Here is a 13,896-nt window from a genome sequence, read left to right on the forward strand (position 1 = left end):
TTATTTAAAAAGGTTTAAATGAAAGAAAAATTTTCAATAGAAGAGGCTGTAAGCAGCCTATGGGATAAATTAGATAGCTGGATGGAAACCATTATTTTAAAGCTGCCAAATCTCGCTTTGGCCATATTGGTAATGATTGTGTTTTATTTTATAGCTAGGGGAGCGAGAAAGGTTTTTATAAAATTTATTTTATCAAGAATACAACAGAAGTCCATCCAGGATATCATTGCTAAAATAATTTTTATTACAGTGATATTGATTGGTTTTTTTGTTGCCTTGGGGGTATTAGATCTTAATAAAGTGCTGACCAGTATTTTGGCTGGTGCAGGTGTAGTTGGTCTAGCCATTGGTTTGGCTTTGCAAGGTACCTTGAGCAATACCGTTGGGGGTTTAGTGTTGTCATTCATGCCGAAAATTAGGATTAATGACTATATTGAAACAAATGATATAAAAGGATTCGTTTCAGAAATTAGCCTAAGAAATATTGTTTTGAGGCGACCAGACAATAATTATGTAATTGTTCCCAACTATAAATTTGTAGATGATGCATTTACTAACTATTCGATTACCGATAGAAGTCGAATTACGGTAACCTGTGGTGTTGGGTACGAAAGCAATTTGCAAAAAGTTGAAGATTTGGTTAGAAAGATTATTTCAGAAAGCTTCAAGCAAAAGCCAGGAGAAGATGTAGAGTTTTTCTTTACCGAGTTTGGAGATAGCTCTATTAATTTCATGACGCGTTTTTGGATAAGTTTATCTAAACCTAAACATGAACACACCGCAAAACATACAGCTATAAAACTGATTAAGGCGAACTTTGATAAAGCAGAAATCAATATCCCATTTCCAATTCGCACGTTGGATTTCAATAAAAACGAATTAAACCTCAATTTTGAAAAGGATAGTGAAGGGTCTTAACATGTAACAGTCTATCAATAGATCGTAAGTTATGTTATCTTATTTTTAGGAGCAGGTACACTCTGAATTGAATATTGATTTAGAACAATTGAAAAGCAAAAGCCAAATTGTAAATATTATCATCAATCCTTTTTTTCGTATTTGGCCTAAATCAATACTCTATGCACAACTACATTACGGTCAGTTATAATTATTACAACATAATAATAACGAAAATAGCCAAAGTTTTCGCAAAGTTAATTTTAAGCTTCACTAGTCCAACGCCGTTTTATAAACCTTTAAGCAGCGTTCTCGAGCAAACTTGTGGTCTACCATTTTTTCGGGATACGTGAGTCCCTGAAAATCGGGCACCCAAGTTTTAATATACTTTAAATTTTTATCGAATTTATCAATTTGTGTGGTGGGATTAAAAATTCTAAAGTATGGTGCAGCATCAACACCGCTTCCTGCTACCCATTGCCAGTTACCTACATTGCTTGCCATTTCGTAATCGTGCAGTTTTTCGGCGAAATAAGCCTCTCCCCATCGCCAATCAATAAGCAAGTGTTTACATAAAAAGCTGCCCACCAACATCCGTACGCGATTGTGCATAAAGCCGGTTTGGTTGAGTTGGCGCATACCGGCATCAACCAAGGGGTAACCCGTTTTTCCTTTGCACCAAAGTTTGAATTCAGCTTCGTTGTTGCGCCACTCAATACGGTCGTATTTGGGTTTAAAACTCTTCGTAACCGTATGCGGAAAATGCCATAGAATTTGCATAAAAAACTCGCGCCAAATGAGTTCCTGCCAAAAGGTTTCGTTGTTTTCGGCAATGGCTTTTTTTATCATTTTTCGGATGCTTACCGTACCAAACCGCAAGTGTGGCCCCAAACGCGAGGTGGCATCTTGCGCGGGGAAATTCCGTTTGCTTTCGTATTCTTGAATGAGCGTTGGCGTTACGGTATAATCTTCTATTTTTTGCGAAGCCGTTTTAAAACCCATGTCGGATAAAGATATATTGGGTAGTCTGGTATGTTCCACCAAATTCTTTAAATAACTATTGGTGTAATAAATCTCCAGATTGTGGCTTTTAAACTTTTCCTTCCAGGTTTTCATGTACGGTGTGTAAACTACATACGGGTCGCCATCGTTCTTTACTACTTCATCTTTTTCAAAAATGACCTGATCTTTAAAGGTTTTAAAAGCAATGTCATTGCCCTCTAGCAATGATTTGATGTGGTTGTCGCGCTCGGTAGCATAAGGCTCGTAATCATGATTGGTGAAAACGGTTTCGATGTTATAGGTTTCAATGAGATTGTTGAAAACGGTTTCGGGCGTATCGTAATATATGGCAATGCTACTGCTGTGCTCCTTTTGAAGGGCATATCGCATGGACTGAAGGGTTTCGAAAATAAAGGTGACGCGAGCATCATCTTCGGGCAGTTTGTCGAGAATGTTTTTATCGAAAATAAAAATGGGCAATACGGGGTGTTCGCTTCTAAGGGCTTCGTAAAATCCGAGGTTATCATCCAATCTTAAATCACGACGGAACCAAAATATATTTATAGGCTGTTTCATTGATGTTGTCCGGTTTTAATAAAAGTACCAAAAAGCATTTCAAGTTTTTGTTGTCTGTAGTTGAATATTTCTTCCAGTTTTGGCTTTACGAGAATGGGCTGTGCCCATTGCCCTAAAATTCCGAAGGGCAATTTATAATCAATAATATCTTCCATTTCAACACCGCCTTCAATTTCTTTTAAAAAATGTTTGTGGTGCCATAGGGCATAAGGCCCAAAACGTTGCTCATCGACAAAATACTTTTGATGCATACTATGGGTAATTTCGGTAACCCATTTGGTTTTTATGCCCAAAACGGGTGTTACGATGTATTGAATAATTTGTCCGGCATACATGGGGCGGTCGGCTCCCGAAAGAATTTCGAAACCCATGTAATCGGGGGTGATGGTCTTTAAATTTTTCGGATTGGAAAGGAAATCCCATGCTTCGGCGATCGATATGGGAAGTTTTTGTGTTTTATGTAACCGGTATAGTTTCATCAATTTAATTGTAGATTAAAATATAGGCATTTAAAGAGGTGGCAATACATAGCCAAATGAAATAGGGGAGCACTAAAAGTTGTTTGGCCAACATTATAGTTTTAAAATCGAATAAGAATTTAAAAATGATGATTGTTAGCAGGGCGATACACACCAGACTTAGGACTACTAAATGCTGATTAAAAAAAAGATAATTCCACCCCACGTTTAAAACCAGTTGGATTAAAAACAAAATGACCACCTTTTGATGTGGGTGTATTTTTAAAAGAATGGCCATATAAATTGAGAAACAGAGCATAATGGTGGTCCACGCCGCTCCAAAAACCCAGCCTGGTGGTGTCCATGGGGCTTTGTTTAGATTTTGGTACCATCCGGTTTGCGGACCGTTATCCATAAGCCAACTGCTCAGTGCCAATGCACCAAAATTGATAATCAAGAAAATAATGACATATAAACCAGTTTTCATTTGTTGAATTATTTTAAGGTTCTGTTGTTTGTTCGTTTATGTGTGATGGTTTTCCAAATATTATGATGAGAATCCATGTCTAAATTTTAAAGCTAACTATACCGCAGTCCATTTTAAAGATTTGCCCAGAACATGCAGCGGCCTTTTCTGAGATTAAATAGGCGGCCATATCTGCAACTTCCTGCGGGTTTAAATATTTTTTTAGCGGATGCCGATTAGTAATGTTATCGACCATTTTTTCATTTCGCAGTAAATTGGAAGCCAGTTGGGTGTCTGTTACCGTTGGAGCAATAGCATTAATTCTAACGGTAGGGGCAAGTTCGGCGCCCAAAGATTTTACTAAGCCCTCCACACCCGATTTTGCAGTAGCTATACTCGCATGAAAAGGCATGCCCAATTGGGTGGCCACGGTACTAAAAAGTAGAATGGATGGACTATTTGATGCTTTTAATGCCGGAAGGTATTGTTGTATGGCCTTAACGGCACCCAAGACGTTGATTTCGAAATCGGTCTGAAAGTCTTTGGTATTTAATCTGGAAATTGGTTTTAAGTTGATGCTGCCCGGACAATAAATTAAAGCATCGGCGCTTTCAATTTCGGGCAAATCGTCCTTTAGAACGTCGCAGGAGTAATGTTTTAAGTTGGGGTGGGACTCTGGAGGCGTGGTTCTACTTATGTTTACCACGTTGTGTGTGCTAACGAGTGTTTTTACAATGGCATTGCCAATGCCCTTACTTCCACCAATTATAATAATTGTTTTCATATGGTTTCAGGGCATTTTATGGGTTATGGCCTGCCCTTTAGCCGTTTTTCAATTTTTTGTTTAATGGCTGTTAATCGCTTCATAAGATCCATAATTTTTGGATCTTTCTTTTCCTTATAAATCGTATTCAAGCTTAATATTAAATCCTTAACTTCTCTCGAGGATTCAATACGCTCGCTGGTTGTTTTAAAGGTGTGCTTGCGTTGCTCAAATTCTAAAGCTCGATCAATAATCTCCATAGTTTTTATTTTATCCTGTATATTGAATGGTTCTGAAACGTATGTTGTTTCATGAATTTCACAATATAATAAAATCTATGATATTTGATCTTTTTATTGCTTTATTTTATAAAAACTTTAATAAAACATGTTGGTTTTGCTTAAAATTTGAGTACTTATTAAATATTACGCCGATAGAGGTGCACCCTTCAAGCGTTTTTCTACTTTCTGCTTTATGGCCGTAAGCCGTTTCATAATATCCATGATGTTTTCATCTTTTTTCTGCTTGTAAATGTTGTTCAAAGCTAAGATGAGTCGTTTGGCTTCTCTTGATATTTTAACACGGTCGCTGGTTGATAGCGATTTCATTTTACGCTGTTCAAATGCTAATGCTTCGTTAATGATGTCCATAATGTTAGCTTTTAATATAGTTTTGAAATTCAGTGATTTTTTCTGGTGTATTCAATTTTCCCCCAAAATAGGATGTAATGGTCATCGAGGTGTCGTCTTTAATGCCTCTTGATGATACGCACAGGTGCTTGGCTTCAATAATAACGGCAACGTGTTCGGTATGGAGTATATGTTTTAGTTCTTCCGCTATTTGATTGGTTAAACGCTCCTGAACTTGCGGGCGTTTAGCATAATACTGAACGATGCGGTTTAATTTTGAAAGTCCGATAACTTTACCGGAAGAGATGTAAGCCACATGGGCTTTGCCGATTATGGGTACAAAGTGGTGTTCGCAATTGGAGTAAAATGATATATCTTTTTCAACAAGCATTTGATGGTATTGGTACTTGTTATCGAACAGCGCCACTTTCGGTTTGTTTTTAGGATTTAACCCTGAAAAAATTTCATCAATATACATTTTAGCGATGCGCTGTGGCGTGCCTTTTAAGGAGTCGTCGTTAAGGTCGAGTCCTAAAACATCCAAAACTTCTTCGAACAACAGGGTAAGTCGCTGTTTTTTTTCGTCGTCGCTCATACTATGGGCATCTGCTTTCATTGGGGTTTCTAGCCCAGTGTATAGGTGGTCGTCTCCTATATCGTCAACCGATAGCCCGTTTAGACGATGCCCGTTAAGTTTTCCGTTAATTGTTCCTGTGCTCATTTTTTTTGTTTTTCTGATATTGAATACCTCACGGCTTAACGTTTAGATATCCTGTTGTGGGAAATGGTTTTTTGTCTGGAGCATTTAAAGCTACCAACTTCAAAATGCCTCAATTTTTTATGTTTTGTTTTTCGTCCCTGAACTCGTTTGCGCCACACTATAAAACTTCTAGGCTTTAATTGTTTTCGCATGAATTTGATCACTTCTTGTTCCTTCAAGCCAAATTGAAACTTTATCGCTTCAAAGGTGGTGCGGTCTTCCCAGGCCATTTCTATAATTCGGTCTTCTTCTTGTGCTGTAAATGTCATGGGGTACGGAAATTAAATTGCGAAGCGTTTTTTATTTTTTCATTCATCATTTTTTCGAAAAACCTTTTGTTCTCCCTAAATGTTTTGTTGTTTTTAAAATGAATGAAACTACCTTGTGCATGTATGCTAATACCATTGGTTCGATATACCACCAATTGATAATAGGGGATGGCCCAAGTATAGGTTTTAAGTCCTTTGTTGATATAAATTAGGATGCCTTTTTTCCTCAGCTCGATATTAGCATAATTAACATCGGAAACCACATTCATATATGGAGCAAGATTTGGACTTACCTCACTTATAATCATACGTTTTGAACCCACGCCATTCATTTTAATGGACTCAAAAAGTGAAAAAGGCCTGCCGACCATGTCTTCCAGAAGTGGTTTATGTTCTTTGTTATGGTATGTTGAATCGAGTATCATTTTATTCAAATATACAAAATGTTTAAGAGTTATTTAAATAAGTTAAACAAAAAAAATATTGGTGGTTTTTAAGATGGGAAGAGGAATATTGTTCAAAGCGCTTCAGACTTAATACTGTTCTGGATATTCTATAATTTTTTGGGCGCGTTCTTTTATTTTATTTAATTGTGATGCAGACATTTTATCTAAAATGCTATACATCATTTTCATGCGGTAGTTGTTGTGTAAAAATTTACGTTTTTCGTCCAAAAAGTTCCAAAATAGACTGTTAAATGGGCAGGCGTCTTTTTCAGTTTTTTTGTTCTTGTTGTAGTGGCAATTATCACAATAATTGCTCATTTTGCTAATGTACGAGCCTGAGGAAACATAAGGTTTTGTGGCAATTTTGCCGCCATCTGCAAACTGACTCATCCCACGGGTGTTAGGGAGTTGTACCCACTCAATGGCATCTACATAAATGCCCAAATACCATTGGTCTACTTCATCCGGATTGGTTTGGGTTAAAAGGGCATAGTTACCCGTAATCATTAAGCGTTGAATGTGGTGGGCATAACCGTTTTCCATCGAGTTGCTAATGGCGTGTTTTAGGCAATTCATTTTAGTGTTACCCGTCCAGAAAAAGTCGGGCAAGGGGTTATTGTTTTTTAGTTCGTTTTTGGTTTTGTAGTCTGGCATGAGCATCCAATACATGCCCCGCATGTACTCGCGCCATCCAATAATCTGTCGCACAAAACCTTCTACCTGCGAAATATCGATGTGCTCGCCGTGTTTGCGGTAGTAATTCATTACCTTGTTCACGACATCTTTAGGTGAAAGAAGTTTTAAATTCATGGCAAACGATAGCCGAGAATGGAATAAATAAGTTTCATTGGTGTGCATGGCATCTTGAAAATCACCGAAGTGAACCAAAAGATTTTCGCAAAAATATTTAAGCTGTTCCAGTGCTTGTTTTCGGGTAATGGGGTAAGGGAAGGTTTTGGTTTTAAATTCGCCAATGGTTTTAATGTTAGCTTGTTCAATATCGTCAATCAAACTATCTACGTCGTTTTTAAACCATTTATATTGCGGAATTTCAGTATCGCCAGTCCATTTGTTACGGTTGCTTTTATCGTAGTTCCATTTGCCGCCTTCTGGCTGATCGTTAACCATAAGAATGTCGTGCTTTTTACGCATGTATCGATAGAAACTTTCCATGAGATACTGCTTTTTGCCTTCGTAGAATTGAGCCAATTCCTCTCTGTCGGTATAAAAATGTTCTGCGGAAACAGACTGGGATTCTATACTCAACTGGTTGCAGAATGTCTTCAACTGGTCGTCCAGTCGGTATTCATCGGGGAGGATGTATTCAAACTTTTCAATATTTTTGTTTTTAATGACTTCGGAAAGATTATCAACTAGGTTTTGCTGATTGTTTTCATCATTAATTTTAAGGTAATGAACACGGTGCCCGCTACTTTTCAAATCTTCTGAAAACTGACGCATTGCCGCAAAAAAGCCAATCACTTTTTGAATGTGGTGCACCACATAATCGGTTTCCTGTCGCATTTCAAAAAGACAGTATAACACATCGTCTTCGATATTTTTAAACCATGTGTGTTTTATATTGAGTTGGTCGCCAAGTATGAGTCGGAGGGTTTTCATAAAATCTACTAAAATGAAAAATTAGGCTAAGCTTTGGCCAATTCGTTAATCATGCCTTTAAAAATAAACCCGTGAAACGGCAGCACACTGTACCAATACAATCGTCCCCAAAGTCCGCGAGGTCTAAATGTGGCGGTCTGTTTAAGCAGATTGTTTTCAATTTTGAATTCGAGCCATGCCTCACCGGGCAGTCGCATTTCTGCGTATAGTAAGAGCTTCTTTTTGTTTTTGTCGGCAAAAATAACGCGCCAAAAGTCGAGCGCATCGCCAACATTCAAATCGGAAGGATTGGTTCGCCCGCGCCTTAAACCAATACCGCCAAAAAGTTTGTCGATATATCCGCGAATACGCCAAAGAAAATTACCGTAATACCAACCTGTTGTTCCGCCAATGCTCCAAATTTTGTTGATTGTGATATTTTCGTTATTTACTTTACGCTCTTTATAATCACGAAAACAGCCAAATTGAGGTACGTTGATGTATTTGTACAAATTTTTCCGAAGCCGCCCACTGCTAATCATGGAATCTTTCCAGCTGGACACAATACTGTTTTGCTCAATTTTTTCGAACGCCAATTTTACCGCTTTTTTGTAGCTTATGGGGTGAACATCAAGAATGCTGTTAATATTACTCGGTTTTCCAATAATTTGAACGCCCATACTATCTACTAACGACGTGGCGAGCTTGTATGATGTTGAAGTGACAAAGTACAGCCAATACGACGATAATTTTGGGGTCATCACCGGAACGGTTAATATGTAACGTTTTAATTCGCGCACTTCAGCAAACTGAAGTAGCATCTCTTTGTATGTTATAACTTCCGGACCAAAAATATCATAAGATGTATTATAAAGTTCGCTTTTGCCTGCACCCCGAGTTAAAAAAGCGAGGACGTCTCTAACCGCAATAGGCTGTGTTTTGGTATTTAGCCATTTTGGAGCAATCATAAAAGGTAGCTTTTCAACTAAATCCCTTATAATTTCAAACGAAGAACTTCCTGAGCCTACAATAATACCGGCCTTAAATACGGTGAGTGCATACTTTGTTGAAGCTAGTGATTCTTCTACATTTTTTCGAGACTGTAAGTGTTTCGAGAGCTTTTTTTCGTTGGTAATACCACTGAGGTAAATAACTTGTTTGGCGTTTGTTTTTTCAATGGCCGATTTAAAATTTTGCGCACATTGCTCTTCAAGTGATTTGAAATCTTTTGAGGAATTAGACATCGAATGGATTAAATAGTAGGCAACATCAATGTCCTTTGGTATATTCTTGAGCGTTTCTGGCTTTAAAAAATCGCCCTCAATTACATGGGCGTTCTCTTCGTCAGCATAGCTTTTATCTGCCCTTAGTCTATCTCGTACTACACAAAACACGGTATGCCCCTCATTTAACAAAAAGGGGATGAGGCGTTTGCCAATGTAGCCCGTAGCTCCTGTAACAAGAATAGTCATATGGCTTTAAATCATTAAAAAATAAGGAGTTAATCCTTGTTCGTAACTAAATTTTTTGGACGTTGGTAACCGTAGCGTTCACGTGCTTGGGGTATGCTGTAGCCGTCTAATCCATTTATGGCAGCTACTTGGGCGGAAGATAGATTAATGAATCCGTCGTTTTCAATTAAGCCATCTTCAACGTAAAGTGCTTTAATTTTGCCCACTACCAAAATGGTGTTGTTGGCTTTTATGGGGTACTCTTCAACAAATTCCATCGCTAGCTGTATGGGCGCGCGCCCAACAAAAGGCGCATAAAAATCGTTTTTATATTCTGCTTTTAAATTGGTAACCTCGAACTCTGAAATGTTAGATTCGTATTTGGCCGAGGTATGGTGGGCATCTTGAATAATTTCTTGATGGATATGATTTACAGTATAAAAACCGGTTTCTTTAATATTTTGGTAGGTGTTTCTTAACACTGTAGTTGGGCGTAAAAAGAAACCGAGCAGAGCAGGGCTGGAGCCTAAATGGGTTACTGAGCTGAACACTGCAACATTTTCGATACCCTGCGCTGATCGGGTTCCAAGTAGATTGGCAGATTTGTAACCCGAGGAGCTATTAATCAAGTTTATCTTGTAAATATGATCGAGCTGTTCTATATCTGAAGCACTAAAGTAGGTCATTATAATTTCAAGTAATTATCAATTTTTATGTTTTGAGCTTTTAAATCGAACATTAAATTGTAAAGTCCGAAAAACGTACGATTGATGTATATGAAATGCTTGGAGCCGCGATTGCCATTCATTTTTTTTAGTTCAGTGTTTTTGGAATAGCGCTCACCCAAATCGGCTATTTTTCCGAAAAACTCTGCATCCGAAAAGTCGAAATGGTCTTGTTGAAACGGCTGGGTAAATAAACTTAACATTTCATGGAACATTTTAGTGAAAAACTCCAATTCTTCAGGTGAGTCGTCCGGTTTTAAAATTTCCAATTCAAATAATTTTCTTTCGAAAATGACTTTGTTGTTGATGTTCTCGCGTTTTGCCAACTCGAAATACGGCACATAAAAATCGTCAGGAATCGATTTCATACACCCAAAATCTAGGGCAATCAATTCGCCTTCTTTTGAAATTAAAAAGTTGCCAGGGTGTGGATCGGCATGTACTTTTTTTAAACGGTGGATTTGAAACATGTAGAAATCCCATAGGGCCTGACCTAATTTGTTGGCTGTGCTTTGGTTGGAGTTGTGCTGCACGAATTCCGAAAGGTGTTCGCCTTCCATATAATCCATGGTGATGATACGCTCTGACGACAAGGCTTCGTAATATTTCGGAAATTTTAAGTTTGGAATATGCTTGCATGCTTGGGCTATTTCTTCACTCTGTTGAAGTTCCAAAATATAGTTGGTCTCTTCGGTTAATTTGTTTTCGACTTCTTTGAAATATTTATCTGAATCCTTTCCTTTTATATTGAACATGCTCATGGCCACGGGTTTTACCATGGCCAAATCGCTAGCAATACTTTCCGCAACGCCCGGATATTGGATTTTCACAGCAAGTTTTTTCCCATCTTTTTCGGCAATATGCACTTGGCCAATGCTTGCCGCGTTAACAGACGTTGCGTTAAAGGTATCGAAGATTTCATTTGGTGTTTTGCCAAAATATTTTTTAAAGGTTTTAGTGACTAATGGCGGTGAAAGTGGCGGCACAGAGAACTGCGCTAAAGAGAATTTCTCGACATAGGCACGGGGCAAAATGCTTTTTTCCATACTTAGCATTTGGGCCACCTTTAGGGCACTGCCTTTTAATTGCTTTAAGCCATCGTAAATATCGGACGCATTATTTTTGTTTAAACGTTCTTTGGCTTCGCCTTCATTGGTTACCAATTTATCGCCGTAATATTTCAAGTAATTTACGCCCACTTTGGCCCCTGTAGAAACTAATTTGGTGGCTCTGGATATTTTCGAGGTCGGAATGCTATCAATTGTTTTCATGGCGCTTTCTAGTTCATGTGTATTTTTTCTTTGAAAAGAAACTTTCCTAAATCTAAAACGCTTTGTAATGGCGCAATATTTAGTACATCGAAACTGGTGTTAACCGATTTTTCAATAAAAACATCGGTTTTTTCGAAGCCGGACGATTGGTCTTCCATCCAAAATTTAATGATAAAAAGCAGTTGCGCCCAAGCCGATTCTTTCAGCGCTTTTTCCTGCAACCGCTCTAGTCGTTTTTCTTTTAAGTCTAACATTTGGATGCCCAAACCGTGCACGTATTCAGTAAAATGCCGTCTTAACCCTGATAAAACGCGTAAATTTTTCAAATTGTTGTTATGCTTGTTCAAAGCCTGTAAAACGTAACTGCGGTTGGCTGTTAAGTTTTCAAAAAAAGTGTAATAAAAGCTGAGTAATTTATTCCGGGCATCGAAAATTTTGTAATCTTCGTTTTTCTCCAAAACGCGAATCGAGTTAGTAAAAAAGGCTTCAAAAATTCTTTTTTCAACTGCTTCAAAACCCGTAAAATAATCATAAAATTGGGTTTCTTCAAAATGATGAAGCTTCGCGAAAGCGTAAACCGATTTGGGGTTTTCACCGTGTTCTAAAACATAATCCATATATATGCTTATAATTTTATCTTCTGATATGTTTTTCTTCTTTGCCATAACTTATTGTTTATCACAAATATATAAAATGTTTAATAAAAAAAATTAAAAGTTAAACAAAATTTTTTAATGTTAGCTTTTGAATGCTCGATTTATCGCCAAAATTGAAAAATTTAGAGTGTGCTTAAAAACACCATTTACGCCGAGATGTTTAATTTGTTCGTGGTTTTCTCTGTTGACCTGCGCTTACTTTTAAGGTTTTGTTAACAGTAATATGCGGGGTGATATGTACTTTTATGGAACATGTATAACTTAAATAAAACTAAAATGAAAAAATTACTACTATTGCTATTAGCCCTTACTACGGTTTATAGCGTAAAAGCCCAAGTTGAGACCCCGGCACCGAGTCCGTACTCTAAGACCGAACAAAAAGTGGGGTTGACCAACGTGACGTTGGAATATTCCAGACCCAATATGAGGGGAAGAACTATTTTTGGTGATTTGGTGCCTTATGATAAAATTTGGAGAACGGGAGCAAACAAAAATACTACGATTAGCTTGAGCACTGACGCTGTTGTTGACGGACAAACACTAAAAGCGGGTAGTTACGCTATTTTCACTAAGCCCGGAAAGGAATCGTGGGAGGTTTATTTTTATTCGGATACCGAAAATTGGGGAACGCCACAAAATTGGGACGAAAGTAAAGTAGCCGCTAAAGCAACCGCAGAGGTTTACAAAATGCCTGTAAAAATTGAAACGTTTACCATAACCTTTGATGATTTAACCAGTAGCTCGGCTGTTTTAGGAATGCTTTGGGAAGATGTGTATGCGGGTGTAAAAATTGAGGTGCCTACCGATGATTTGGTGTCTAAATCCATTTCTAAAGTGATGAATGGGCCAAGTGGCAACGATTATTATGCGGCAGCGGCGTATTACCTTCAGGAAGGAAAAGATATTGAGCAGGCTAAAATTTGGATTGATAAGGCTATCGATATGGCCGGCGATAAAGCACCATTTTGGCAACTAAGAAGACAGGCTTTAATTTATGCCAAAGCTGGCGATAAGAAAGGTGCTATTGAAGCGGCCAAAAAATCGTTGGCTGGGGCTGAAGCTGCCGGTAACGCCGATTACGTTAAAATGAATAAAGATTCACTGAAAGAGTGGGGGGCAATGTAAAATTTATTGAAAATAAAAATTAAAAAAAGCTGAATTGAAAGTTTAACTTTCAATTCAGCTTTTTTTATGCGGATTAAGTTATCTTAATTACAGTTGCCATCAACATCGCAACTATGGCCTTCAGAAACCATTTCAAGTTTACTTTTTTTGTTTTTCCAAGCCTTTTCAAGTGATTCGGTAAATACTTCCACCGGTTGCGCTCCAGAAATACCGTATTGGTCGTCTATCACGAAAAATGGCACGCTATTAATGCCTAAATTTCGGGCTTCCATTTGGTCTTGTTTCACTTCATAGGTAAAATCATCCGATTCCAACATGGCCTTTACTTTTTCGGCATCCATTCCTAAACCAGAGGCTATGGAGGTGAGTACATTTACGTCGTCAATATTTTTACCTTCGCTAAGATGGGCTTTCAAAAGGGCTTCTTTGGTTTGGTCGCTCAGGTCTTCTTGTTTAGCCAAATGAAGTAACCGATGTGCTTTCAACGTGTTCGCCGGAATCGAGGCTTCCAAATTAAAATCCAAACCTGCTTGTGATGCCATGGCGGTAACATTGTTAAACATATGTTTGGCTCGTTCAGGGTCAATTCCTTTGCTTTCAACAAAATGGTCGATTGCATTTTTATCGGTCGCGGTTTTTAAATTCGGGTCTAACTCGAAGCTTTTCCATTCTACAGTGATTTCATCTTTATTTGGAAATTGGCTCAGCGCCGCTTCAAAGTGTTTTTTGCCGATATAGCAGAATGGACATCTGATATCGGACCATATTTTTATATGCATAATATTTGCTATTTTATTTCTTGA

17 protein-coding genes are annotated in these 13,896 nt (G+C 38.0%); 2 read left to right on the forward strand and 15 right to left on the reverse strand.

The annotated features are described in order from the left end of the window. Positions 1-18 precede the first annotated feature (18 nt). On the forward strand, positions 19-918 hold the full coding sequence (locus tag HC176_RS08280; RefSeq protein ID WP_167917724.1) for a mechanosensitive ion channel family protein: 900 nt from the start codon (positions 19-21) through the stop codon (positions 916-918). A 252-nt stretch (positions 919-1,170) separates the two neighbouring features. Here HC176_RS08280 and HC176_RS08285 read toward each other — a convergent pair whose 3' ends face one another. The 14 genes from HC176_RS08285 to HC176_RS08350 all read right to left on the reverse strand — a co-directional run bounded on the left by HC176_RS08285 (position 1,171) and on the right by HC176_RS08350 (position 11,977). After that, the gene (locus HC176_RS08285) at positions 1,171-2,475 is read right to left on the reverse strand and encodes a cryptochrome/photolyase family protein (protein ID WP_167917725.1); all 1,305 of its coding nucleotides are present in this window, start codon (positions 2,473-2,475) and stop codon (positions 1,171-1,173) included. Beyond that, positions 2,472-2,954, reverse strand: coding sequence for an SRPBCC family protein (locus tag HC176_RS08290; protein WP_167917726.1), 483 nt, complete (start codon positions 2,952-2,954; stop codon positions 2,472-2,474). The genes HC176_RS08285 and HC176_RS08290 overlap by 4 nt, the downstream gene beginning before the upstream one ends. A gap of 4 nt (positions 2,955-2,958) precedes the next feature. Then, entirely contained in the window at positions 2,959-3,420 is a 462-nt protein-coding gene (locus HC176_RS08295) for a TspO/MBR family protein (RefSeq protein WP_209309691.1), read from the reverse strand. Between the two features lie 79 nt (positions 3,421-3,499). Then, positions 3,500-4,183: an SDR family NAD(P)-dependent oxidoreductase gene (locus HC176_RS08300; RefSeq protein WP_167917727.1), complete on the reverse strand. Its 684-nt coding sequence runs from the start codon at positions 4,181-4,183 to the stop codon at positions 3,500-3,502. Positions 4,184-4,206: 23 nt separating this feature from the next. Next, positions 4,207-4,422 carry a hypothetical protein gene (locus HC176_RS08305; RefSeq protein WP_167917728.1) on the reverse strand — a complete coding sequence of 72 codons (216 nt, stop codon included), beginning with the start codon at positions 4,420-4,422 and terminating at the stop codon, positions 4,207-4,209. Positions 4,423-4,587: 165 nt separating this feature from the next. Continuing rightward, positions 4,588-4,812, reverse strand: a complete 225-nt coding sequence (locus HC176_RS08310; protein WP_167917729.1) for a hypothetical protein — start codon at positions 4,810-4,812, stop codon at positions 4,588-4,590. A gap of 4 nt (positions 4,813-4,816) precedes the next feature. Further along, entirely contained in the window at positions 4,817-5,512 is a 696-nt protein-coding gene (gene folE / locus HC176_RS08315) for a GTP cyclohydrolase I FolE (RefSeq protein ID WP_167917730.1), read from the reverse strand. A gap of 35 nt (positions 5,513-5,547) precedes the next feature. Then, positions 5,548-5,820: a TIGR03643 family protein gene (locus HC176_RS08320; RefSeq protein ID WP_167917731.1), complete on the reverse strand. Its 273-nt coding sequence runs from the start codon at positions 5,818-5,820 to the stop codon at positions 5,548-5,550. Further along, a complete protein-coding gene (locus tag HC176_RS08325; RefSeq protein ID WP_167917732.1) occupies positions 5,817-6,245 on the reverse strand; it encodes a hypothetical protein in 429 nt (142 codons plus the stop codon). The genes HC176_RS08320 and HC176_RS08325 overlap by 4 nt, the downstream gene beginning before the upstream one ends. A gap of 108 nt (positions 6,246-6,353) precedes the next feature. After that, positions 6,354-7,886 (reverse strand): cryptochrome/photolyase family protein, encoded by a 1,533-nt coding sequence (locus HC176_RS08330; RefSeq protein WP_167917733.1) that lies wholly within the window; start codon positions 7,884-7,886, stop codon positions 6,354-6,356. Between the two features lie 26 nt (positions 7,887-7,912). Further along, positions 7,913-9,337, reverse strand: coding sequence for an SDR family oxidoreductase (locus tag HC176_RS08335; protein ID WP_167917734.1), 1,425 nt, complete (start codon positions 9,335-9,337; stop codon positions 7,913-7,915). Positions 9,338-9,366: 29 nt separating this feature from the next. After that, complete coding sequence (locus tag HC176_RS08340; RefSeq protein ID WP_167917735.1) at positions 9,367-10,002, reverse strand: flavin reductase family protein; 636 nt, start codon at positions 10,000-10,002, stop codon at positions 9,367-9,369. Then, positions 10,002-11,312, reverse strand: a complete 1,311-nt coding sequence (locus tag HC176_RS08345; protein ID WP_167917736.1) for an ABC1 kinase family protein — start codon at positions 11,310-11,312, stop codon at positions 10,002-10,004. The genes HC176_RS08340 and HC176_RS08345 overlap by 1 nt, the downstream gene beginning before the upstream one ends. 8 nt (positions 11,313-11,320) lie before the next feature. After that, positions 11,321-11,977: a TetR family transcriptional regulator C-terminal domain-containing protein gene (locus tag HC176_RS08350; RefSeq protein ID WP_167917737.1), complete on the reverse strand. Its 657-nt coding sequence runs from the start codon at positions 11,975-11,977 to the stop codon at positions 11,321-11,323. A 267-nt stretch (positions 11,978-12,244) separates the two neighbouring features. Between HC176_RS08350 and HC176_RS08355 the strand changes: the two genes are divergently transcribed. Further along, positions 12,245-13,093, forward strand: a complete 849-nt coding sequence (locus HC176_RS08355; RefSeq protein WP_167917738.1) for a DUF2911 domain-containing protein — start codon at positions 12,245-12,247, stop codon at positions 13,091-13,093. 83 nt (positions 13,094-13,176) lie between these two features. Here the strand turns inward: HC176_RS08355 and HC176_RS08360 are convergent, their stop codons facing one another. Next, a complete protein-coding gene (locus tag HC176_RS08360; RefSeq protein WP_167917739.1) occupies positions 13,177-13,872 on the reverse strand; it encodes a DsbA family oxidoreductase in 696 nt (231 codons plus the stop codon). Between the last annotated feature and the right edge of the window lie 24 nt (positions 13,873-13,896).

The sequence above is a fragment of the Tamlana crocina genome, assembly GCF_012037625.1.